The following is a 25,034-nucleotide window of genomic DNA, read 5'->3' on the forward strand; positions in this document are numbered from 1 at the left end:
AAAAATGGCCTCGCAGGAATCTCCCTATCGGCCAACTGGATGTGGGCGGCCAATAATGAGGGGGAAGATGCCCGCTTATACCAAGCTGTTAAAGCCTGCTCGGATTTTGCCATTGCATTGGGAATCAATATCCCAACGGGAAAAGATTCTTTGTCGATGAAACAAAAATATCCAAACGGCGAAAACGTCATTGCCCCAGGCACATTGATCATTTCTGCCGCAGGAAATTGTACTGATATCACAAAAGTGGTAGAACCTGTGCTGAACAAAAAGGCCGGATCGATCTATTACATCAACTTATCAAAAGATCAGTTCAAATTAGGCGGTTCGTCATTTGCGCAGATCATCAATAAATTAGGTACTGAAGTACCGACCATTCAAGATGCTGCTTATTTCAAAACGGCATTCAATACCGTACAGCAATTAATTAACGAAGGACAGATCGAAGCTGGTCACGATGTCGGATCGGGGGGCTTGATTACCACCTTATTGGAAATGACATTTGCCGATGTTAATCTCGGCGCCAACTATGACCTTTCAGCTTTAAATGAATCTGATAGCGTAAAAGCCTTCTTTAATGAGAATATTGCACTTGTCCTGCAGGCGAAAGACGACGCTGCTTTTGAAGCGATTGTCAAGGAAGCTGCTGTGGACGCGGTTAAAATTGGTCAGGTGATCGAAGGTAATACGGTAACGATTAAAAATCAAGAAGCGGTATTCAGCTTTGATGTCGCAGCAACACGTGATGTATGGTCTACAACATCATTCCTTTTGGATTCAAAGCAATCTAAAAATGGAACAGCGCAACAACGTTTTGATAATTATAAAAATCAACCCCTAGCCTTTACTTTCCCAAGTCAATTTGATGGTAAGAAACCTAACATTGACGGAACTAAGGCACGTCCGAAAGCTGCGATCCTTCGTGAGAAAGGTTCCAACTCTGAACGCGAAATGGCTAACGCCATGTTCTTGGCAGGTTTTGATGTAAAAGATGTTCACATGACCGATTTGATAACTGGTCGCGAGACATTGGAAGACATCCAATTTATCGGTGCTGTAGGCGGTTTCTCGAACTCAGATGTATTGGGTTCGGCAAAAGGTTGGGCTGGAGCTTTCCTTTACAATGAAAAAGCGAAAAAAGCCCTAACCGATTTCTTTGCTCGTCCGGATACACTTTCGGTTGGTATCTGTAATGGCTGTCAGCTATTTATGGAACTTGAGATGATCAATCCTGAGCATGAAATTCACGGAAAAATGCTACACAATACTTCCGGAAAACACGAGTCAAACTTTGTATCTGTAAAAGTTCAGGAAAACAATTCCGTCATGTTATCGACACTAGCGGGAAGTACATTGGGTGTTTGGATCTCACATGGGGAGGGAAAATTCAACCTTCCGTATGCTGAAGAGCAATACAATATCGTTGCAAAATATGCGTATGAGCAATATCCGCATAACCCAAATGGTTCGGACTATAATACAGCAATGGTTTGCGATAAGACAGGGCGCCACTTGGCTACTATGCCACATATTGAGCGTTCGGTATTCCAATGGCATTGGGCAAATTATCCAAAAGGTCGTCAGGACGAAGTTTCTCCTTGGATTGAAGCATTCGTTAATGCGCGCCAATGGATTGACGAGCAAGGCAAATAAAAAAAGAAAAGCTCCTTCATGTATGAAGGAGCTTTTTTTTAGATATCCCTTTTGTATCCTGGTTTGTTCATCATTTGATCTAGGGAGTATTTTCCAGAGCCCATGACCATAAAAAAGATCAGCAAAAAGAATACGACTATAGAAAGCCACAATTCGGAATTCAAATAACTAAACCCGTGGGTGATATTAACAAAAAATACAGCCCCTACCAGTACCGGAAATAGCAGTAGTGAGGCCAAACGGGTTTGAAAACCTAAAATTAGGAACAACCCTCCCACCAAATGGGTAAAAACCACATAGTGAACAGCACCCCATGATGATAAGTGGAAACTACTTTGCTCAATCATATGTTGAACAACATCCCTATCATTTACGAAACTTACACCTTTGGCAAAAATAACGACCCCTAAGGCTATTCTTAGGTAATCAATCCATTGTGGGTGATGAGCATCGCCCCAATGTTCAATTTTGTGTATCAGGTTCATAACATACCTCCTTTTTATAGATGGTTATAGCCCAATAACAGTTGAACAGCAAAAAAGTTGTTCGCATGAGATGATTCACTATCAAAATGTTACGAAGTGAATACATCCCCCCGCCTACATAATACTTCAGATAAGACAAATTGCTGCCAAATCAGGCTTACGCTGTTTTCAAAATCAATCAATCAATCAATCAATCAATCAATCAATCAATCAATCAATCAATCAATCAATCAACGCAACTGTAGGTTAGGAGAAAAAAAGTCGAATAACAAAGTCCCAAAATGCAGTTGTTAGTAGCCCCACAACAATACTAAAACCGATAACCAGATTGACCAGCTTGGTATTCAGATGGTATTGCTCGGCAATGATCCCCGAAGTGACCAAGGTTGGCATAGCTGCTTCGAATATACTGATCCGTGCAACAGCTCCCTTCACACCAAGTAGTAATGCAAATAGTAATACCAATGCTGGGGCAAGAATCAATTTATAACTCATCGCTGTACTGATCTGCGAAATCTGTTGTCGCCAACCATCAAACTTCAACTGTAAACCAATAGAAAATAAGGCCAAGGGCCCAACGGTGGCCACCAATTTATCGAAAAAAGGCTCGGCAACTGAAAGGTCAACAAATTGAGACAGCATTAAGGCTGTTATACAACCGATCAGGGGTGGAAAGCTGACTAACTTTCGAAGCATAAATTTGACATCGATCGTTTCGCCATCCTGGACATTCGCTTTTAGTGCATTGATGATTCCGGCAGTAGAAAGTAGAATAAATGTAGTTTGGTCGCAAATAATTGCAATCGGCAACTGGGCTTCACCAAAATAAGCTATGATCAATGGAAAGCCTATAAAGGAGGTATTGCTATAACCTGCGGCCAATTCCAAGCTACTGCGGGAGCGCTGCTTATAATTTTTACGCCGACAGTATACTTCCATAAATAACCAACTGCCTGCCCAAACGAGGATCGCGGAAAACACGGGAAACAGCAATTGTGATGACCATACGATCTTCGGAATATATTTGAAAGACACCGCCGGCAGAGCAAAATAAAGAATCCAGGTATTGATCCCTTTATGTGCTTCGGAATGAATTAAATTTGTTCGCCTTAATAACATCCCCGCTGCGATGCAAAATGCAATCATTATAAAATTAATCATGTTTTCTTATCATTTTATACGACACAAAGGTGCGATAGTAGAGCAGGCAATAACATGTACAAATACATTATTTTTATGTACATTTAAAGATATATATCAGGAGAGCAATGCGCAAAAAACAGTTTGAACCTTTACGGATCAGTGAATTTATTGAGGATAGTTTTCATTTGCCTCCACACGAGCAAAATTATTATGAGCTTGTTTATATTCGTTCGGGCAAAGGAACCCATGTGATCAACAAATTTGAACTGAATTATGAACCTGGCGATGTGTTCTTAATTAGTCCGGCAGACAAGCATTATTTTAACATTGAAGAAAAGACCCATTTTTTGTTTATTTTATTTACAGACACCTACTTCCTGCAGAATAAACGTAATCTAAAGCGCTATGCCTGGATTATGGAGCTAATGAACGATAAAGGATTAAAGGAACGCAAACTGTATATGGAGGAGCACCATCGCCTGATTTATTCACATATCCTGGAAGCTGTCCGACTATATAGTAATACCACTGTCAACGAGCGTTCTGATTGGCTATTTGACCAACTCGTTGCGATCTTTGGGCTCTACAAAGAAATATCAGAAACACAACGCTTACCCCAGCAGCATGAACTATATGTAGACCGATCGATTTCGGCTTATATTCATCGCTATATTTTTTCGCCCGAAAAACTTCAGGTCAGCCTGCTGGCTCAGAAATTTAATATTGCTCCATCCTATTTTGGAATCTACTTTAAGAAGAACTTCGGCACCAGTTTAAGAGCCTATATCAACAGCTACCGGATTGAACTCATCGAGAACAGACTTAAATCCAAAGATTATACCTTGAAACAAATTGCTGCAGAACTCGGATTTACCGACGAGAGTCATCTTTCCCATTTCTACAAACGCGCCAAGGGATTCAGCCCGTTATATTTCCGAACCCATCTGACTAAATAATAAGCGCTCCCGATAATCCATTATGTATACTCGTCAGAAAAAGTCAATTGATAAACTAATTTTTGGGTGGAATGACACTATAAAATTTCAGGCCCTCCGCTTCAAACTTTTTGTATAACACAAGCAGCACATCGTTTTTAAGCGACGAGGCATTGGCTGCGGCGTTTACCCAGCAGTAAACACTCAGGTAGATCATCTCGGCACTGATATCCTGTATGCTGATCCCGCTATCTCTATCCTGTATATAATGTGGGCTGGACATCATCGCATCTTTAATCCATTCTTTCGCTTTGTCCAGATCGGCCTGTCGATCGATATGGAGTACAAAGCTTGTTTTGCTGTATTCCTGTGATAAAGTCCAATTGACGACTCTTCCAGAGAGTAAATCGCCATTTGGAATGATAACATCGGCACCATCTGCAGTTTTTAGGACACTGGCGCGTATACCGATTTCTTTGACCCGCCCTTTTTTGTCGGCAAGTTCAATTTGGTCACCCACCCGAAATGGCTTGTCAAAAACCAGAATAATGCCCGATACAAAATTATTGATGATATTCTGCATGCCCAGACCGATACCAACACTCAGTGCTCCGATGACAACGGTAAGTTTATCCAAACTCATTCCCAGGGCAGAGATTGCCATAAAAAAACCAATCAGAATAATCGCCAATCGAAAAAGCGGAAATAGGGTCATCTTCTGATTATAGACCTGGCTAAGCTGACCGTCTTCACCGCCGAGAACAATCAAACTGATATTTTTTTGAAACCAGTTGGCCACGAGAAGCAGTAAAACAGCCACAACAAGGTTGCCAAGTGTAAAAGATATGCTTCCAATGCTACGCACTTTGCCAAAAAAGACTTCGCTCGCTGCCAATAATGTTTCTATAAATTGTAAGTTGTTTGCCAACACAATAATGGCCAAAAGCACACAGACGATCCGAAGAATTTCGGTGATGATAGCCAATGTACGCTGTTCGTTAAAACGCATCCAGAACCCCGCAGTCAGTCGATCTTTTTTAAACTGATTACGTACATCTGCCTTAATCATGTCGGCAAAATACTGTAGTGTAAAAGATTGGACTAAACCAACGGCACAGGCAATACTAAAGCTCCGCGAGTGCTCAACATGGCCAATCACATTCAAGGTAATTGCCGTGATATTGAGGATAGCGAAAACGACATAAATAAAATTGCTGATATACCCCGGACTATCTGCATTTTTGATTCGTCGCTTTGTGTAGCTAACAAGTCCCAGTGCAATCAGATTAAAGGCGATACAAACGATCCTTAAAAAGAGGTCATCGCTTACGATCATATTGACAAATACATCCAGGAGATAGAATACAATGAGGATAATGGCAATTTTACGCTGTAACCCGCTCATGCGATGCCTTAGCAAAAACATGAAGATTAACATAATGACCAATTGGGAAGCCTGCAGAATGAAACTTGGTGTAAAGAAGTTTACAAAAGGCAACAGTGTCAAGAGAAAAATAATTGTTTTTCCAACGATAGCATCAATCGCAAGTTTATGTTCAGGATCATTCTGTCGAAGGATATAGGACACCCGCACAATCCAGTAGCAATAGCCCAATCCCAATACAATCAATAGGATACGGCTCGCCCAATCGGTCCGATTAACATATTTGTCTATCGCTGTATTGTTACTATAATTACTCCGTATATTGTTTAAAATTACATCCTTTGAAATCGCCGCCGTATTTGCTTTCCAGATCGAACTTTTGCTCGATGTAGAATCGACCTTTTTACTTACATTTTTCACTTCATGCACAGCATCCAGACGCAGCAAATGGCGTTGGTTCTTGGCGATGAGTTCATCTATCGTACGGTTGATTGCCTCAAGAGAATCCATTTTTGCCGACAGCTTGAGCTGAGCATTATCAAGGTATTGGTACGCTCGACTATGATTACTGGTACTAATATCATAACGGTTGACCAAATTCCTGATCTGATCCTGGGTAATATTAAGACTGTTTGAATAATTACTGATACTGCCCTTAATAGACTTCAGCTGCCTAATTTCTTCGTGAATACTATTTTTAATTGCAGCAATGCTGTCTTTGGCCGATCCTGTATTGGTCGCAGTATACGTATTGGATTTCTCATTCAGTTGTGCAACGAAATCCGCCATTGAACCTGTTCGAATATTAGCAAGAAAAGTCAAATTGACCTTCTTCAGGTCATTGCGTAAGGAGTCATTGCCAACGCGTGTGGAATCCACAGCTGACCTTTTATTGAAGCCAACATGTGCCGCGGTTCGATCGTTACTCTGATTTCTTCTAACCTGAACTGAATCCTGTGCAAACACATGCAACTGAAAAGCCAAGAGACTTAAGACAAAAATAAAACGCTTAACAATGCCCAATTTCATACTTCTAATTTTGTTGATTTCCTTACCTGACAATGTGTAGCCAAATGCGATGAACACTACATCTTGCAAAGAAAGGACCAAAGGTATTTCTTCGACAAAAATAACTTATCTCCCGTTAAAATCGAATAGCATCCGATAGTTTTAGTTCTTCCAGTCGTTTTACTTTATCATCACGATAAAATAAATTCATCGTCTCAAAAGGAATTAATTTCAAGTCTTTGTTGACGATATGGACACATGATTTTTTGACAGCACGAACGTCAAAATCGTAGGCATCCATAAAATTCATAATGATAATTCGGAAAAGATTGTCGTAATCAAGATCAGGTGCGCAGACTTCGGGTAAACAGCAAAGCAACTGGTTTACTTTTGGCTTTACCTTATCCACAGAAATTCCCGTGCTAAATATATCCAGCAATTGCATCTGAACACCTTTGTCCTGTTCATATACAATGGTGTTGCGCGATTGGCTATTTAACAAAATAGCAGGATCAATATGTCGGGTCAAAGGTATACGCTCCGCTCCTATTTTCAGTATATAGCCCATCGCCAAAGCATCAGGATTACAAGGAACAGGAATAATATCATGTGGGTCCAATAGTGGATATTGATTCAGGATTTCCTGACGTACCTCCGTTAATGTCATTTTATGTTGCTGTGCATCGGCCGCATTTCGACCGGCAATTTCCACCGGTTGAAAGGTTACCCCCCGTACACATCGCTGTTGTAAGGCGTAATCCAATATTTCACCTATTTCATCATCGTTGGTTCCTTTTTCCAGGACAACGACCAAGGTTGTACTTAGATTGAGTGCATTTAATTTGTCTATGGCCTTTTTACGGATATCCGTAAGATCTTTGCCCCGGAATTTTTCAAGCACCGATGGGCGAAAGGAATCGAACTGGAGATAGATTTCAAATTCAGGCGCATAAGTCGCGAGTTGCTCAGCAAAACCAGGATCATTTGCAATTCTGATCCCATTCGTATTGAGCATGAGATGCTTAATAGGCTTTGTTTTCGCAATGTCTAAAATCTTAAAAAAATCAGGATGTATGGTTGGCTCTCCACCGCTGATCTGAACCACATCCGGTTCACCTTCACTTTCGACGATTTTGTCAAACATCCGTTCAATTTCTTCCAGCGAGCGATGTCGTCCATAATGGGGCGAGGACATGGCATAACAGGTTGGACAGGTCAAATTACAGCGGTCGGTCACTTCGATGATAGAAAGGCAACTGTGCTGTTCATGATCGACGCATAAGCCACAATCATAAGGACAGCCATAATGTACTTCATTATCAAATTTCAAAGGTGTTTCTGAGGCTTTATTATAATTCCGAATATTCTTATAATAGTCAACATCAGTTGCAATCAGTGTTTTAAAAAAGCCATGATCAGGACAGTTTTTTGTCATAAATACCTGTTCATCCTCGATAATAATCTTGGCACCAACACGCGAAAGGCATGTTGGACATAGGCTGATGGTGTAATCGTAATATGTATAGTTTCTAACTGGCATAAAGCTGATCTCTAGTTCATAAAGGTAAGTCCACAGGCAAGTCCCCCTGCCAACATTGCTCCAATTCCGCCCAACAATACTTTAAGCCAGGGATTGACATTGAATTTTGATTCTTTATTTCCAGCTTTAATAATCGAGCCGATAATAATAACCAAAAGTGCAATACCGATCACAATAGCACCTATAGTAAGTAGAAAAAGTCCCAACATCGCAGTACTTTCCGATCCAAATGACCCCTCAAGCAAATACATAATTTCTATTTTTTGATTAAACGTTCATTTTTTAATAAATAAATATAATAAATTATCACCACGATGCAGGTAATTTGTATGGTACTTAGCCCCAAAAGTATAATTGCCCGTGGCTTAATAAAGTCCAATAGGAAACGAAAACTAAAATAACTAAGCATAAAAAGCTGAAACAACACACCATTTCGATAATTGTATCGTCGTTTAAAAAGTTGGAGTCCTACAAATAAGAGTAGTAAAAATGCGATTTCATACAGCGCTACCGGATGCCGTTTATAGGGATCCCCCAGATACATCCCCAATGGAGACGTTGTGGGTAAACCATAGGTCTGCTCGAATACCCCCGTATAAAAACAACCTACCCTACCAATGGAAATTGCACTAATCAAGGGAAAGACCATCCGATCACCGGTACTTTCTTTTTTACCCATGATCTTTTTCATCCCTTCCACGGCAACCAAACCTCCTGCCAAGCCACCGATTATCGTATTGTTCACCCAGATGTAAGCCCATTTATGTGTCGCATTGAGCAATTCAGCCGGGCGTTCGAGAGAACCGATGACATGTGAGCCGATTAAAGCCCCTAGACCGGCAGCAATAACAATAAGAAGGGAATTGGTATGCCCTAAACTTTCCTGATCCTTCCATTTGAGCAGCTGATAATAACGCATACCAATAAACATCCCCAATCCTTCCATAAAAGGATGTAGGAGAAGTGTTTTCCCAAACAAATCTATCGTAACCGGAAATTCAATCGCCATAAGCATAAACAAGTATACGAAAGACGATCAAGAAAATGATAAACAAAAGTTTCTGCACATAGGACAAAACTCTTAAAACCAAAAAGCCAGTCTGAAGAACAGACTGGCTTTTAAATAAATATTTTAAAAACGGGAGCTTATAGCTGATTGCTATACACAAATCGGATTTCCTCACGTAGATTATAACGCGAGGCCATCACTTCGCCATAAGCGCCTGCGGAACGAATGGCAATTAAGTCACCACGTTTTGAAACGGGAAGTGGTACTTCCTTACCAAAGCAGTCGGACGATTCACAGATTGGCCCAACCACATCGTAGTTAATGGCTTCGGCGCTGTCTGTCGCGCTGATATTTTCAATTTTATGATAGGCCTGATACAAGGCCGGGCGCATTAATTCAGTCATTCCAGCATCCAATACCAAGAAGTTTTTCTTGACACCATTTTTGACATACAACACGCGGCTAACAAGGCTTCCGCATTGTGCGACCAAAGCCCGCCCCAATTCAAAGTGCACTTCTTGCTGTGCTGTGCGCTCCAGGAAGCGGTCGAAAATATCAAAATAGGCTTCAAAATCAGGAATTGTATTTCCATCAGGATTTTTATAATCAATCCCCAATCCGCCACCGACATTCAATACACGGATTTGTGTACCGCGTTCTTCAAACCAGTTTTTCCATTCATTGACCTTCACGCACAGGCTTTTGAATACGGTCATATCCGTAATCTGTGAACCTACGTGAAAATGAAGACCAACCAATTCAATAGATTCACATTTTTTAAGCACGGCTGCACATTTTTCCAAATCGGCATTGGGCACACCAAATTTGTTTTCATCAAGCCCTGTTGTAATATAATGATGGGTGTGTGCATCCACATTTGGGTTGATCCGTAAAGCCACATTTGCTTTTACACCTTTCTTTGAGGCAAGCTCATTGATGACCTCAAGCTCCTGAATGGATTCCACATTAAAAGCAAAAATATTTTGATCGAGCGCATAATTGATTTCCTTATCAGATTTACCAACTCCCGCAAAAGTGACTTTCTTGGAATCAAAGCCACATTCAATGGCTTTCTTTACCTCATTGCCACTCACACAATCCGCACCAAAGCCGATCTCTTGAATCGCCTTCAATAACTCGTCATTAAAATTGGCCTTTAATGCATAGTGAACATGAAATCCCCGTTTGTGGGACGCAGCATGCGCAGCCTCCAGGGTCTTGTTTAACACATTCAGATCATAATAATAAAACGGCGTTTCTTTCTCTGCAAACTTCGCCGCGATACCTGTATTTATCATATAAAAACCTACTTCTTAAAATAAACGATTGTGCAATGAACGTAATGCTTCTGTTTTATGATCTGAATTCAATAGAATCGACACGTTAAAGTCTGAACCACCGTAAGAAATCATACGAACTGGAAGGTGTTTTACAGCGTCAAGTACGCGAGCAGCATAACCATGGCTATTCAAACCGAAATCGCCTACAACGCATACAATTGTCTGATCACCATCTACTGTTACAGAACCAAAATCCTCCACTTCTTTGATAATATCAGCCAAATTGGTTGTATCATCAATGGTCAACGATACCGCCACTTCCGAAGTTGTGATCATATCGATTGGTGTTTTATAACGTTCGAATATTTCAAAAACACGACGTAGGAAACCATAGGCAAGTAGCATACGCGATGAGTGGATGTGAATTGCCGTGATACCGTCTTTCGCGGCAATGGCGCGAATACAACCTTTCTGAGCACCGTCCTTACTGATCAAAGTCCCTTTTGCATTGGGCTCCATCGTATTCAATAACCGAACCGGAACGTTATATTTTTGCGCTGGGAATACCGATTGTGGATGTAAAATTTTAGCACCAAAATAAGCCAGCTCCGCAGCTTCATCAAAGCTTAGATGTGCAATCGGTGTTGTTCCTTTGACAACACGAGGATCATTATTGTGCATCCCATCGATGTCCGTCCAGATCTGAACTTCCTCCGCACGGATTGCTGCGCCGATCAATGAAGCCGTATAATCTGAACCACCACGGCGCAAATTATCGATTTCACCAAATGAATTTCGGCAAATAAAACCTTGTGTGATAAATAACGTATTTTCTGGGCTCTGTGCCAAAATATGACTTAGTTTTTCGCCAATGTATTCCACCATAGGCTCATTATCCTCATCAATTTTCATAAAATCCAGGGCTGGTAACAACACAGATTTTATACCGATTTCGTTCAAATAGAAATGCCATAAAGCAGTAGACATCAATTCACCTTGCGCCAGAATAACTTTTTCTTCAATAGGTGTAAATAATTCATTGGCTAAAGTAGAAATCAGATTAAAATGGTAATCGATCAATTCTTTACCATTTTTATAACCTTGTTCAGTGCTGAAAAGTTCTTTAATAAGGTCTTCGTACTTATCCTTATGCTTCTTGACCAAATCTTTAGCTTCGTCCTTCTTACCTGCTGTGTAAGCTTGACCTATTTCAACCAAAGCATTTGTCGTTCCAGCAACTGCGGACAATACGACGATCTGACGTTCAGCAGGGTTTACAATATCCAACAACCCTTTGATACGTGCTGCACTTCCCACGGAAGTACCACCAAATTTTAAAACTTTCATACTGAAGTTACAATTATTAAATTTCTGTGTGCCAATATAGGCAATTCATGAATTTATATTAAAAAAAATGCGGCACAAAATCATGAAAGTTTTGTGCCGCATATCTTATATGTTATGCGGAAGAATTACTTCTTCAAGTTTTCGATCAGTAGACCGGCCAATTCTTCGCCGATTCTTTCTTGAGCTTCATTGGTCGCCGCCCCAATATGTGGCGTCAACGAAATTTTTGGATGTTTTAAGATCTCTTCGCGTGGAGTAGGTTCATTATCGAATACATCTAAACCGGCGAATGCAACTTTACCCGAATCCAATGCTTTCACTAATTCCAATTCATCAATAACGCCGCCTCTCGAGGCATTAACTAAGCCAACACCATCTTTCAATAATGGGAACTCTGCAGCTCCGATAGCTGGTTTATCCAAAAATGGAACGTGTAAAGAGATAAAATCTGAAACTTTAAATAAGTTGTCCATCTCCACTTGTTGAATAGGTACCTCAACTTGGATACCACCTGAAAGTGTTATGGTCAATGTTTTTGGTCCTTCGAACAAATCCGTGTAAACCACATCCATCCCCAGACCAATGGCGATTTTGGCAACTTCGCGACCGATACGACCAAATCCAACGATACCGATCGTTTTACCACGAAGCTCAGTACCAGCACCATAAGCTTTTTTAAGGGCGCCAAATTTTGTATTGCCCTCAACAGGCATTTTTCTATTAGAATCGTATAAGAAACGTACACCATTCAATAGGTGAGCAAAAACCAGCTCAGCAACTGATAAAGAAGATGCTGCAGGGGTATTGACAACAGCAATCCCTTTTGAACGGGCGTAGTCTACATCAATATTATCCATGCCTACTCCACCACGGCCGATAACTTTCAAGTTAGGGCAGCCATCAATCAGGGCCTGACGTACTTTAGTTGCACTACGTACCGTGATTGCATCATAAGCAAGGAGCTTTTCTGGAAGCTCTTCTTGCGGAATATGAGTTGTATCTACACTATGACCTGCATCTTCCAGCATTTTCTTTCCTAGTGGATCGATACCGTCATTCGCTAATATTTTCATCTTTATAATTCGTTTTTAAAGGTATCAGTGCCGTTCAACTCATCGGAAGATCCAACCAGGTGAATACAATACGACCTCTATAATTCTTAATCTAACTAATTATCTGTTTGTCAACTGCTAAATTTCAGCAACATGCACACTGCCTTATGCCGTATGCGTGTCCTCAAATTCTTTCATTGCATCAATCAACGCATTTACGCTGCTTAATGGTAAAGCATTGTAAATCGAAGCTCTAAATCCACCTACAGAACGGTGACCTTTGATTCCGATCAAATTACGCTCTTTTGCCAAAGCCAAAAATTCAGCTTCCAACTCTGGTGTATCCATTACAAAAGTAACATTCATGCGTGAACGATCTTCAACAGCTGCAGTACCTTTGAACAATGGGTTACGGTCGATTTCATCGTATAAAGCACGTGCTTTGATGATATTCTCTTGCTCCAATACAGAAACACCGCCCTTTGCTTTTAACCAACGAAGGTTTAACATCGAAACAAAGATCGAATATACCGGTGGAGTATTGTACATTGAACCACCATTGATATGCAATTGATAATCCAACATCGACGGAAGAACACGTCCTGATTTACCTAAGATATCATCTTTAACAATCACGAGTGTAACACCTGCAGGGCCCATATTTTTTTGAGCACCAGCATAGATCAAATCATAGTCAGCAACATTGATCTCACGTGAGAAAATATCAGAAGACATATCAACAACCACTGGCAATGCCGTTTCAGGTTTATCAAAAACCTCAGTACCGTAAATGGTATTGTTAGCTGTATAATGAAAATATGCAGCATCTGTTGGGATGGCATATCCCTTAGGGATGTAGGAATAATTTTTATCAATCGACGAAGCTACAACATCTACTGTACCGAATTTTTTAGCTTCTTTTAATGCTTTTGTAGCCCAGACACCAGTATCCAAATAAGCAGCTTTACCTCCTTCAGGTAAAAGATTCAACGGCGCCATTGCAAATTGCAAACTAGCCCCTCCTTGAAGGAAAAGAATCGAATATCCCTGAGGTACTGCCAATAACTCGCGTACTAATTGTGTGGCTTCGTCTATCACTGCTTCAAACTCTTTGGAACGGTGAGAGATCTCTAAAATTGATAAACCGGTGTTGTTAAAATCAATTACAGCTTCTGAGGCTTGTTGAAATACTTCCTTTGGCAGAATACATGGACCTGCTCCAAAATTATGTTTCATTGATGTTATAGTTTGTTTGATTGCTATTCTTTAACCCTAGCTAAGCAATCCGTTGTTTAAAAACCAAAGGTAAAATAAAATTATATATTTTTCAACTAATCTGTTTTTTTATTGAAAATTTATAAAATTCTAAATGATTTCAATAAAAAGATCGCACAACAAACACCTAGTTCAATGCAAAAAATATCAAATAAGCAGCACTTTCCACGCCATATCTACCTGATTATCTTGCAAATACTCCTTAGCTTTAAGTTGAAGATGGGTATTACGGGCGGATTGATCGCCAATAAAGGCATTAAGCAATTCGTAAATTTCAGGGAGACTAGTTATATCATCTACCTCATGTGGAGTGGGTAAACGTTCGATCTGAGCCAACTTAATTTTCTCGTTTTCCGTAAAAATATTCGATTCCCTTATAAAAGGAGGAAGCTGATTGTAATCCATAAAAAAGCAGAAATTTTATTCAAATTTCTGCTTAATATCTCAGAAAATAAAATTCTTATATTTTTTCGATAATTCGATCGGCAAATTCACTTGTTTTGACTAATGTAGCATCATCCATTAAATTGTAAAAATCTACGGTCACGGTCTTGGCAATTATGGTTTCGCCCAAGGCCTTAACAATTGCCGCCGCTGCTTCTGTCCATCCAAGGTATTCGAGTAGCATAACACCGCTTAAAATAACCGACGAAGGATTCATGGTATTGGTATTTGCAAAACGAGGTGCTGTGCCGTGAGTAGCTTCAAAAACAGCATGCCCTGTTTTAAAATTGATATTAGCTCCCGGTGCGATCCCTATACCGCCAACCATTGCGGCCAGCGCATCAGAAATATAATCACCGTTCAGATTTAAAGTTGCCACAACGGAAAAATCCCGTGGATTAAGTAAGATCTGCTGTAAAAAATTGTCGGCAATAATATCTTTAATCAAAATTTTACCTGAATCCAAGGCGGCTTTTTGTTCCTGATTAGCAACCTCCGCACCTTTTTCTGCTTTCGTTCGCTCCCATTGTCCCCAGGTATACGTTTTGTCGGCAAATTCCGTTTCAGCAACCTCATACCCCCAAATCTTAAAAGCACCCTCCGTAAATTTCATGATATTTCCTTTGTGAACAATCGTCACTGAAGGTAAATTGTGATGAATAGCATGTTCTATTGCCGCACGGACCAGTCTTTTCGACCCTTCCTCAGAAACCAGTTTGACACCGACTCCTGTTGTGGCCGAGAAATTGTAATCAATATCAAGCTCGTCATGCAAGAAATCCTGAAACCTGTTGGCTTCAGCTGTTCCCGCCTGAAACTCTATTCCAGCATAAATATCCTCCGTATTTTCACGAAAAATCACCATATCCACATATTCCGGATGTTTGACTGGTGAAGGTACGCCCACAAACCATTTTGTCGGCCTTTGACATACGTAGAGATCCAAATCCTTACGCAAAGCAACATTCAAAGAACGGATTCCGCCGCCTACTGGCGTGGTTAGTGGCCCTTTAATTCCAACGAGGTATTCTTTTAGTACATTTAGGGTATCTTTTGGTAGCCATTCGCCTGTTTCGTTAAAAGCTTTTTCACCTGCCAGCACCTCCTTCCATGTTATTTTCCGTTTTCCATCATACGCTTTCTCCACCGCTTGATCAAAAACACGCACTGCCGCATGCCAAAGATCAGGACCAATACCGTCGCCGATAATAAAAGGAATTGTTGGAAAATCTGGAACCTGTAAAGTTCCTTCACTTGACATTGTAATCTTATTTGACATAACCTTCAATTTTAACGGACAATTACTATCCCTTATTAAACATATTTCCGATCTCTTTGCTAATTTTTCTAAAGATTGGAGCTGCTTCAACATCTTCATACTCGTCGATGTGTGCATTTTCCACTCTACTAGGAAACACTAAAACAAGATTTTCGTTTGCATAAATACGATCTAATTTCTTTGCTACCCCATCTAGAGAATCACGATAGGAAACTTCTCCATTTCTGGCCGAAACAAAAATAAACATCGCATCTTCTTCCTTAAACGCTTTAAGGCCCTGCAAATTGTCCCAGGCATCGTAATACTCAAAGGTGACAGGAACAGAATTTTTCAGCTCAACAAGATGTTCTTTAATGGCGGCAGCAGAGCGTTCATCAACAACAAATGTTACCGGAACGGATAGCTCCTGCGCCAGTTTAACAACCTTCTCCAGCCAATACTCGAACCCAAATTCTGCCTCGCACATGGGTGGTGCAAAAACGACAATGGATTTATTAGAAATAAAAGGTTTTTTAAAATGACATAACATCACATTAGCCGAGGTTCTGTTTAAGATACTTTCCGTTTTTTCTCCAACAAACTTATCCATAAAATTGGCCGCACTCGGCCAGCCCAAAACAATACAATTGGCAGAAACTTCTTTTGCCGACCGTGCAACCCCGCTAGCAATGTTTAAATCTATTGTGGCACTGATATTAACATTGGTTTCACTACCCGAAGCATACCTGACCATGTTATCCAGGTTCTTCCGTGCTTTGGACATGTTTAATTGAGCCTGCTCATTATCCTTCACAACGGACACGATATTGACTGGATAGGAACATTTCTTACTTTTAATATAGGTTGAAAAATCCAAAATAGGCTCCATATTATCCATGTTAGCGATAGATATCAAGATGTTTTCATCTTTTTCCTTCACCACATCTGTATGTTCTTCGTCCTGTTCACCATCCATAACCACTTTACGCGAGGCATTCCCTGTAACCACTGTAGCGACAATACAGGTAACCAAAATCAACAGAATCGTACCATTAAGCACATTCTCATCGATAATACCGTTCTTATGTCCAACCATGATTACAGCTAGTGTTGCAGCAGCATGAGCACTACTTAAACCAAATATCAGATTGCGCTGACCACGGCTATATTTAAAAACGAGCTGCGTCAACCATGCGGCCACATATTTACCGACGATAGCCACAACGGTCAGTGTTCCAGCAATAATAAGTGCCTGCGGCCCCTTCAAAATCACGCTGACATCGACAATCATCCCCACAGATATCAAGAAGAAAGGAATAAAAATCGCATTGCCGATAAACTCAATTCGGTTCATCAAAGCGGAAGAGTGTGGTATCAGTTTGTTGAGAGCCAGACCGGCAACGAAAGCCCCAATAATAGGCTCAAGGCCGGCAATTTCCGCTAAAAATGCAGCAAAAAACACGACAGAGAGCACGAAGATATAATTGGATGTCTTCTCACTCCCCAAGCGTTCAAAAAACCATTTTGCAATCCTTGGAATAACACCAAACATGATAAACAGGAAAATAGCAAAGGAAATCGTCAGGGTAATCCAAAATTCATTGCCAATATTTCCCTGAGAAACGCCGGTAATCACCGCAAGAATAATCAGCACGGCCGTATCCGTCAGGATTGTTCCACCTATCGTGATCGCAACAGCCTCCATTTTAGAAATACCATAGCTATTTACGATGGGATAAGAAACCAGCGTATGGGTAGCAAACATGCTTGATATCAACAAACTCGGTAAAACACCGTAGCCCAGTAAAAAATGACAAACAGGATAGCCAATACTGATCGGAACAATAAATGTTAAAAAGCCAAAAAGTAAACTCTTATTCTTGGTCTTTTTAAACTCATTCATATCCAACTCCAAACCAGCAATAAACATGATATAGAGCAGGCCTATTGTTGAAAACAGTGTGATAGCCGAGTTTTTTTCCAACCAGTTGAGTCCATGTGGTCCAATAATAACACCAGATATAATCAATCCAATAATACCCGGAACCTTAATCGGTCGCAGTACGATCGGTGATAACAGGATAATAAAAAGTACCAGCGAAAATATAAGTACAGGATTTTGTAAAGGCGCTTCGAAAGCGTGAGAAATATGCTCAAAAGTTTTATTCATAAGTGCTTGTATACTAGCCGTAATATGTATATACTTATTTTTCTATACAGCTCGAAAAATAGTTAACAGCACTAAAAATACGATTTTTTCAAGAAAGCGAAGCCTAAAAGTAGTGTTACTTAAAAGAAATGGCTTTGATCGGACTAATCTTGGTAATTAGCATTGACGGAATAAATAATGAGATCATTCCGATAAACACGACAGCCAAATTGACCAAAATCACATCAGACCATTGAAGTTGAACGGCCACATAGGAGATATAGTAGGTGTTCTCATCCAATTTAAAGAAATGGGTAAAATCCTGAAAAAAGTAAAAACCTAAGCCAATAAGATTACCGATTAATAATCCCAGACCGATGAGGTACAAGGCACTGTACATGAAGACGCGGCGAATTCCGGCATTGTGATACCCCAATGCCTTTAAGATACCGATCATTGAAGTCCGCTCAAGAATGGTGATCAGCAAGGCGGAGATCATATTGATAATAGCAACAACCGTCATCAGTATAAAAATGATTTTGGTGTTCATGTCAAGCAATTCCAGCCACTGAAAAATATCAGGGACCTGATCCTTGATATTGATTGCCTGCATATCGATAGGCAACAGATCTTCAACCTTGTTCGTTGTCTGTTCGAGCTGACTAAAATCTTTAACCCGAATCTCATAGCCCCCTACTTCATGATCATCGAGGTTGCTTAGTTTACGAATGACATTGAGAGACCCGATCACATAAACCTTATCTAATTCTTCGGAGCCTGTATTAAAAATGCCCTTAATGACAAATTTACGTTTACGTATAGGATCCTGCACGAAATACATAATAAAATCGTCACCGACTTTTAGGAGCAGTCGATCTGCGAGATACTTGGACACCAAAATCTGATTATCCGCATTATCCGATTTAAAGTCTATCATGCTCCCTTCCACCAGCATACGCTGAAAGGGCTGCTGATTATACAAGGAATCGATACCTTTGAGAACCACTCCTTCAACTTCATCGTTGACATTAATGATGCCGGCCTTGGTCGCAAAGGAACTGATTGAGTTGACTTGGGGAATCGCTAATATGGACTTACGGACCTCCGGTGTAAGTGTTATGGGTGAATTCTCGTAAGACTTATTCAGGTCGTAACGTAAAACCAATACATCGGCAAAAAAACTCCGTTGCTTACTGATAATCTCTCCCTTAAATCCGCGCAATACCGCAATAGATATGATAATCGCTGCAATAGCAAGAGCAATTGCACCAATAGTCACCCGAACGATCAATTTTGAGAACGTTCTTTTTCCAGAAAATGCGATCCGATTTGCTAAAAAATAAGGAAAATTCAAGCTTTCAATATATTTATGTAACTTCGCAAAGTTATAAAAATTTGTTATTTACAAAACTGAAATGACAAATAATTAGGCGTTTTTCAGTAGGCTATTCAACAAGGAGGCCCCTATACTGGTTTAAAGAGTTTTATAAAAATTACAAGTATTATGCGTATTATTTTCATGGGTACTCCCGATTTTGCTGTAGCTTCACTTGAAGCACTGATTCAGTCTGGCGAACAAGTTGTCGCTGTGGTTACGGTACCGGACAAACCTGCAGGACGTGGACAAAAAATACATGAATCTGCTGTGAAAATATTTGCTACGCAACATAATATCCCAGTTCTTCAACCAGTGAAACTCCGTGATGAGGCATTTTTAGATGAACTGAAAAGTTTTCAGGCGGACCTACAGGTTGTGGTAGCATTCCGCATGCTTCCTGAGATCGTCTGGAATATGCCTAAATTTGGAACAATCAATGTCCACGCCTCACTCCTTCCACAATACCGGGGGGCAGCACCGATAAATCATGCAATCATCAATGGAGAGAAAGAATCGGGCGTAACGACATTTTTACTGCAGCACGAAATCGACACGGGAAACATCTTATTGTCGAAAAAAGTTGCCATCAAAGAAACAGACAATGCGGGTGATCTTCACGATAACCTCATGGTTGCCGGAGCAGAAACTCTCCTGCAAACCATTCAGCAATTAAAGGCTGGAGCCTTGCAGCCCAAACCTCAAGACGTCCTTCTCACAACGGAGCCGCTCAAACATGCGCCAAAAATTTTCAAAGAAGACTGTAAAATAAACTGGGATCAGCCCACTGCACAAGTGTATAACTTCATTCGCGGTTTAAGCCCCTATCCAGCGGCATTTACCCTCTTAAATGATAAGGTCCTAAAAATCTATAGCACAGAAAAAGAACTTGTCAATACAGCTACAATACCGGGAACCATAGAAACTGACAAGAAAAGTTTCTTAAAAATTGCGGCGCAAGACGGCTATATTGTCATTTCTGACCTTCAACTCGAAGGGAAGAAAAGAATGAATGTAGTCGATTTTTTAAAAGGCTATCGATTTTAGCCTTTTTCATCACCACCATCATAATATTGCAGCAGATCACCAGGCTGACAGTCTAGCGCCTTGCATATCGCTTCAAGGGTATCTAATCGCAATGCCTTCGCCTTTTGATTCTTGATGATTGAAAGATTGGAAAGGGTAATTCCGACATTGTCACTCAATTGGTTAAGCGACATTTTTTTCTCTTTCATTATTTTATCCAAGTGAATTAAGATTGGCATAATATAATTTTTATTCTTTTAAATTTATTTAATGTCACTAATAAAACAAAAGATCCATCTTTTTGTTTTATCATAAAATTATCATTTTAAAATAAATTTGAGGAATGCATATTGCATAATAAATCAGCTACCGTCGAGTTAAATTGTCTAGAATAAGAAAAAAAAATTAAACCCTTTAGCACTTTAAATATCAAACAGTTGAATATTACAGCAACAGATAAGAAGAAAAAAAATATTAAAATGGAATAGTTTTTGATGATTAAAAATTGAAACTCAAAAAAACCTAACTCATTAAATATGAGTGGCTAGATAATCAATTTTCCATTAATAATTCAAAAATTTTTCGTATTTTCGCAAACATTTCTTAGAGAGGAGAATTAATAAAAATTAATGAGACAGCTCAAAATTACACAATCTATCACCAATCGTGAGTCACAGTCTTTGGACAAATACTTACACGAAATTGGTAAAGTAGACTTAATTACAGCAGAAGAAGAAGTAGAATTAGCACAGCGTATCCGCGAAGGCGATCAAGTTGCCTTGGAAAAATTGACTAAAACCAACCTTCGTTTCGTAGTATCAGTAGCAAAACAATATCAAAATCAAGGTTTAACCTTAGGTGATTTAATCAATGAAGGTAACCTGGGCTTAATTAAAGCAGCTAAACGTTTTGACGAGACAAAGGGGTTTAAATTCATTTCTTATGCCGTTTGGTGGATTCGCCAATCTATTCTTCAAGCAATTGCTGAACAATCGCGTATCGTACGTCTGCCATTGAACCAAGTCGGTTCATTGAGCAAAATCAGTAAGGCTTTCTCAAAACTAGAACAAGAATACGAACGGGAACCATCTCCAGAAGAATTGGCGGATATCCTTGAAACCACAGTAGACAAGGTTTCGGATACCCTAAGTAACTCTGGCCGTCACGTATCTATGGACGCTCCCTTTGTTCAAGGTGAAGAAAACACACTTTTGGACGTTTTGGAGAACCATGATCCAGACACAGACAGTTCTTTGATTGATGAGTCTCTATCAGAAGAAATCAAACGATCATTGGCAACATTGACAGAAAGAGAACGTGAAATTATCGTACTTTTCTTCGGCTTAGGTTCCAATCACCAATTGTCGTTAGAGGAAATCGGAGAGAAATTCAATTTGACACGTGAACGTGTTCGTCAGATCAAAGATAAAGCTCTTCAGCGTTTGAGACACACTTCAAGAAGCAAAATCTTAAAATCCTATTTGGGTTAACAAGAGATACTTATTAGACATTTTGGCAATCCCAATCAGAAATGGTTGGGATTTTTTTTGTCCATAATTTTTTGTCCAATAGAAAAAGGGTTGCCTACTGAGCAGCCAACCCTTTTTCTATTTTCCAAGATTCCTGTTATTTAGAATCCGGCATCAAGATAAATTCAAAAAGTCGATCTCTTTTCAAATATTTCCCGGCAACGTCCTGCACTGACTTTGAAGTTACCTTCTTCAAATTGTCTATTCTTCGTGTATATCGCGTAAGATCAAGATCATTCTGATATGAACTTGATATGTAATTCAGCCAATAGCCATTTTCACGAAGATTTAACTCATTTTGTCGCTGTTGTTCTGCTAGGAACTTCTCAATATCTCCATTTTCGGGGCCCTGTTCCTGAATCTTTTTCACCTCATCCAATGCCGAAGCAATTAAAGCATCAGCCTTATCTACTGCGGAACCAAAACCAATGGAGAAAGCATAACGCGCTTTTGGCAGCTTACTAAAACTAGCCCGAGCACCCACTCCATAAACACCACCTTCTTTTTCCCGGAGTCTTTCAAGCAATTTGATCGTCAAAACACTCTCCAAGGCTTCCATATTAACATTTTCAGTTTCATTATAGGTATAGTCCCCATAGTAGGCCAATTGCGTACTTGCCTTTTCTTCTTTTCCCTTATGAACAACCACGCGCTCTCCCTTGCTCGGCTCCAGAATATTTAAATCCTTATAGCTCTCCCCTCTTTTAAGGGCCGGCAACGAGGCAAGATAGGTTTCTAAATAAGGCTTGATCTGATTCTCGTCAAATGACCCCACAATTGTAAACACAAAATCCGAAGCATCCGCAAATCGTTCTTTGTAGATTGCCAAAGCACGCTCCCGATCAATTTTATTGATCGTTTCTACGGTTGGGTTTTGCCGACGGACATTGTTGCCATAAAGCACTTCTTTCACTTTATCCGAGAATACATTATTTGGATTGCTCAATCTATTTTCCAAAGATCCTTTTGCCCGGGTCATGGTACTCTGGAAAATATCCTCGTCCAAGCGAGGTTCGGTAAAATAACCATAAATCAATTCAAAAGCATTCTTCAATCCTTCTTTATCTGTGCTACCTGAGATACCTTCGTAGCGTTCAGAAATGTACGGAGAGATGGAAACATCTTTTCCCGAAAGATACTTCGTAAGCTCAACGTTGTTCATTTGTCCAACGCCGCTTGCATCAATTAAAGAGGATGCATTAGAGGCCGAAAAGTAATCTGCATCGTTATAGCCAGATGTTCCACCTGGACTATACGCCATAATCTGTATCTCATCATTTTTAAAGTCCGTAGGCTTTAAGATCACTTTAACACCATTGCTTAAGGTCAATTCTTTCGCTTGAACTGCGTCAATATTTCTTGACGATACAACAGCGCCTTTCACCGGTTCTTTTGAAAGCAAGGGAAGATTGGACACTTTATCTTCATAAGCTGTCACAGGAGTCTCTTCAACTGCTTTTACCCAGCTCATTACGGTAGACTCAGCCGGTAAGTTGGCCTTATCCTTCTCTGGCCCCATAACCAAAACATCGCGGTTCAGATCGGTATAATATTTTTTCACCAAGCCATTTACTTCTGACAGCTTCAACGTTGGCAACAGCTGTTTAGTCAAACGATAGGCGTTTTCATTACTTAAAGCGGGTTCATCATCAATAAAATAATTTAGATAACGGTTGACGTAACTATCCGATTTCTTTTTGTCACGCTCGATAAAAGACATCTCGTTACCTTTTTTCATATCTGCGATGGCACGATCCAACTCCGTCTGTGTAAAACCGTATTTTTGAATACGCTCAAATTCTGTTAGCATCGCCTTAAATCCGGATTCCAACTCGCCCGGTTTTGGGACCACCAGCAATGAAAAAGTATTAAGGTTAGCAACAAAATCGCTGATACTTCCACCTGCCTGCATAAAAGGAGGGTTCGGTTGCTGCATCAATTCAGAAAAACGACCTGCGATCATCTGATTGAAAACACTCTTCAACAGCTCGTTTCTATAATCTCCTACAGTGGAAACTTTTTCTTTTTCACTTTTAATCAAAATCTGCGCGACGGTATAAGGCAGTTCCGGATCTGAAATTGCCAAGAACTGGTTCTTGTTTAACAAATCAACACGATATTTTTTACGCTCCAATGCTTTTTTTGGCATTTTCATATCGGAAAACATAACTTTCACCCTTTCTTCCATTTCCTTAGGATCAATATCGCCAACAATGATTAGAGCCTGTAAATCTGGGCGATACCAGTCTTGGTGGAATTTGCGTATTTCTGTATAAGGAAATGTTTTCAGGATCTGTTCAGTTCCGATAGGCAAACGTTTGGAGTAAAGGGATCCATTGAGCAACATCGGAAAGTATTGATCCTGTAAACGCTGCTGCACTCCTCTTCCACCACGTTTTTCTTCGAGGATAACGCCCCGCTCTTTATCAATTTCTTCGCCATCCAACAAAGCATCCTGAGCCCAGTCGCGCATCACCTGTAAACCATTTTTTAAAAGTTCAGGATCATCAGAAGGAATTGGTAGCTGATAAACTGTCTGATCAAAGCTCGTATAGGCATTCAGATCCGAGCCAAATCGAACTCCTGCCTTTTGCAAGTAGTTAACCAATTCATTCTTTGGAAAATGCTTCAGGCCATTGAAGTTCATATGCTCTAAAAAATGTGCCAAACCAAGCTGTTTTTCATTTTCCAGAATGGAGCCGGCCTTCATGCCCAAATACATGGTGACACGCCCCTTAGGCTCGCTATTTTTACGAATGAAGTATGTAAATCCATTTTTCAGCTTCCCCGTGATGACTTCGTTGTCGAAGGGTAATTTTTGATTCAGGGCCAAACTATCTTGGGATAGAATCGCCCGTGCTTCCGCGGTTAACGTAGTTGGCTTTTTTGCTTCTGCTATATAGAATGTAGCCGGTAACAGAAAAGCTAATGCAAGTGGTTTAATGAATTTCATACAAAAAAATGTCTTTTTTTAGTCAGTTATTTTTGCTAATTGTTATATATTAGGGTAAACGGAACTGGAGATCAATTGTCCCAATAAATAGTAAAATACAGATCAATACTTTTTTCATTATCCAAGGAGGAATCGGGTCCCTCCATTAGGGAACGTCTCTTTGTGTTATTTATAATCTGTAAAAATTCC

At 40.1% G+C, this 25,034-nt stretch carries 20 protein-coding genes; 4 read left to right on the top strand and 16 right to left on the bottom strand.

All coding sequences use genetic code 11. The features are described from left to right. Nucleotides 1-1,653 (top strand): phosphoribosylformylglycinamidine synthase subunit PurQ (locus B2X72_RS03130; RefSeq protein ID WP_286848251.1); only part of this gene is annotated, 1,653 nt, incomplete at its 5' end. A gap of 38 nt (nucleotides 1,654-1,691) precedes the next feature. Here B2X72_RS03130 and B2X72_RS03135 read toward each other — a convergent pair. Next, nucleotides 1,692-2,138, bottom strand: a complete 447-nt coding sequence (locus B2X72_RS03135) for a DoxX family protein (protein WP_075991990.1) — start codon at nucleotides 2,136-2,138, stop codon at nucleotides 1,692-1,694. A gap of 246 nt (nucleotides 2,139-2,384) precedes the next feature. Continuing rightward, nucleotides 2,385-3,299 carry an AEC family transporter gene (locus B2X72_RS03140; protein WP_145328511.1) on the bottom strand — a complete coding sequence of 305 codons (915 nt, stop codon included), beginning with the start codon at nucleotides 3,297-3,299 and terminating at the stop codon, nucleotides 2,385-2,387. A 107-nt stretch (nucleotides 3,300-3,406) separates the two neighbouring features. Between B2X72_RS03140 and B2X72_RS03145 the strand changes: the two genes are divergently transcribed. Further along, nucleotides 3,407-4,237 (top strand): AraC family transcriptional regulator, encoded by an 831-nt coding sequence (locus B2X72_RS03145; RefSeq protein WP_145328513.1) that lies wholly within the window; start codon nucleotides 3,407-3,409, stop codon nucleotides 4,235-4,237. A gap of 55 nt (nucleotides 4,238-4,292) precedes the next feature. Here the strand turns inward: B2X72_RS03145 and B2X72_RS03150 are convergent, their stop codons facing one another. The 12 genes from B2X72_RS03150 to B2X72_RS03205 all read right to left on the bottom strand — a co-directional run bounded on the left by B2X72_RS03150 (nucleotide 4,293) and on the right by B2X72_RS03205 (nucleotide 19,316). Continuing rightward, nucleotides 4,293-6,629: a mechanosensitive ion channel family protein gene (locus B2X72_RS03150; RefSeq protein ID WP_145328515.1), complete on the bottom strand. Its 2,337-nt coding sequence runs from the start codon at nucleotides 6,627-6,629 to the stop codon at nucleotides 4,293-4,295. 115 nt (nucleotides 6,630-6,744) lie between these two features. Further along, nucleotides 6,745-8,148 (bottom strand): radical SAM protein, encoded by a 1,404-nt coding sequence (locus tag B2X72_RS03155; RefSeq protein WP_120334702.1) that lies wholly within the window; start codon nucleotides 8,146-8,148, stop codon nucleotides 6,745-6,747. 11 nt (nucleotides 8,149-8,159) lie between these two features. Next, nucleotides 8,160-8,399 carry a hypothetical protein gene (locus tag B2X72_RS03160; protein ID WP_046675824.1) on the bottom strand — a complete coding sequence of 80 codons (240 nt, stop codon included), beginning with the start codon at nucleotides 8,397-8,399 and terminating at the stop codon, nucleotides 8,160-8,162. 5 nt (nucleotides 8,400-8,404) lie between these two features. Beyond that, a complete protein-coding gene (locus tag B2X72_RS03165) occupies nucleotides 8,405-9,157 on the bottom strand; it encodes a prolipoprotein diacylglyceryl transferase (RefSeq protein ID WP_145328517.1) in 753 nt (250 codons plus the stop codon). 137 nt (nucleotides 9,158-9,294) lie between these two features. Then, on the bottom strand, nucleotides 9,295-10,455 hold the full coding sequence (gene lysA / locus B2X72_RS03170) for a diaminopimelate decarboxylase (protein WP_145328519.1): 1,161 nt from the start codon (nucleotides 10,453-10,455) through the stop codon (nucleotides 9,295-9,297). A gap of 15 nt (nucleotides 10,456-10,470) precedes the next feature. Further along, nucleotides 10,471-11,784: an aspartate kinase gene (locus B2X72_RS03175; RefSeq protein WP_088161047.1), complete on the bottom strand. Its 1,314-nt coding sequence runs from the start codon at nucleotides 11,782-11,784 to the stop codon at nucleotides 10,471-10,473. A 125-nt stretch (nucleotides 11,785-11,909) separates the two neighbouring features. Continuing rightward, complete coding sequence (locus B2X72_RS03180) at nucleotides 11,910-12,857, bottom strand: D-2-hydroxyacid dehydrogenase (protein WP_075991985.1); 948 nt, start codon at nucleotides 12,855-12,857, stop codon at nucleotides 11,910-11,912. Nucleotides 12,858-13,001: 144 nt separating this feature from the next. After that, nucleotides 13,002-14,072 carry a 3-phosphoserine/phosphohydroxythreonine transaminase gene (gene serC, locus B2X72_RS03185; protein WP_088161046.1) on the bottom strand — a complete coding sequence of 357 codons (1,071 nt, stop codon included), beginning with the start codon at nucleotides 14,070-14,072 and terminating at the stop codon, nucleotides 13,002-13,004. A gap of 186 nt (nucleotides 14,073-14,258) precedes the next feature. Further along, entirely contained in the window at nucleotides 14,259-14,516 is a 258-nt protein-coding gene (locus B2X72_RS03190; protein ID WP_088161045.1) for a hypothetical protein, read from the bottom strand. Nucleotides 14,517-14,571: 55 nt separating this feature from the next. Next, the gene (icd, locus tag B2X72_RS03195; protein WP_088161044.1) at nucleotides 14,572-15,834 is read right to left on the bottom strand and encodes an NADP-dependent isocitrate dehydrogenase; all 1,263 of its coding nucleotides are present in this window, start codon (nucleotides 15,832-15,834) and stop codon (nucleotides 14,572-14,574) included. Nucleotides 15,835-15,859: 25 nt separating this feature from the next. Beyond that, complete coding sequence (locus B2X72_RS03200) at nucleotides 15,860-17,983, bottom strand: cation:proton antiporter (RefSeq protein ID WP_075991981.1); 2,124 nt, start codon at nucleotides 17,981-17,983, stop codon at nucleotides 15,860-15,862. 115 nt (nucleotides 17,984-18,098) lie between these two features. Then, nucleotides 18,099-19,316, bottom strand: coding sequence for an ABC transporter permease (locus tag B2X72_RS03205; RefSeq protein WP_286848252.1), 1,218 nt, complete (start codon nucleotides 19,314-19,316; stop codon nucleotides 18,099-18,101). 150 nt (nucleotides 19,317-19,466) lie between these two features. On the opposite strand from B2X72_RS03205, the gene fmt reads away from it, so the two are divergent. Then, complete coding sequence (gene fmt / locus B2X72_RS03210) at nucleotides 19,467-20,384, top strand: methionyl-tRNA formyltransferase (RefSeq protein WP_075991979.1); 918 nt, start codon at nucleotides 19,467-19,469, stop codon at nucleotides 20,382-20,384. Here the strand turns inward: fmt and B2X72_RS03215 are convergent. Further along, nucleotides 20,381-20,602 (bottom strand): helix-turn-helix domain-containing protein, encoded by a 222-nt coding sequence (locus B2X72_RS03215; protein WP_046675813.1) that lies wholly within the window; start codon nucleotides 20,600-20,602, stop codon nucleotides 20,381-20,383. The genes fmt and B2X72_RS03215 overlap by 4 nt on opposite strands. A 390-nt stretch (nucleotides 20,603-20,992) precedes the next feature. Here B2X72_RS03215 and B2X72_RS03220 point away from each other — a divergent pair, with 390 nt between their 5' ends. Further along, complete coding sequence (locus B2X72_RS03220) at nucleotides 20,993-21,853, top strand: sigma-70 family RNA polymerase sigma factor (protein WP_028068906.1); 861 nt, start codon at nucleotides 20,993-20,995, stop codon at nucleotides 21,851-21,853. Between the two features lie 136 nt (nucleotides 21,854-21,989). Here B2X72_RS03220 and B2X72_RS03225 read toward each other — a convergent pair whose 3' ends face one another. Further along, on the bottom strand, nucleotides 21,990-24,845 hold the full coding sequence (locus B2X72_RS03225) for a M16 family metallopeptidase (RefSeq protein ID WP_145328521.1): 2,856 nt from the start codon (nucleotides 24,843-24,845) through the stop codon (nucleotides 21,990-21,992). Between the last annotated feature and the right edge of the window lie 189 nt (nucleotides 24,846-25,034).

The organism is Sphingobacterium sp. UBA7253 (assembly GCF_002472745.1).
GTDB lineage: Bacteria > Bacteroidota > Bacteroidia > Sphingobacteriales > Sphingobacteriaceae > Sphingobacterium > Sphingobacterium siyangense.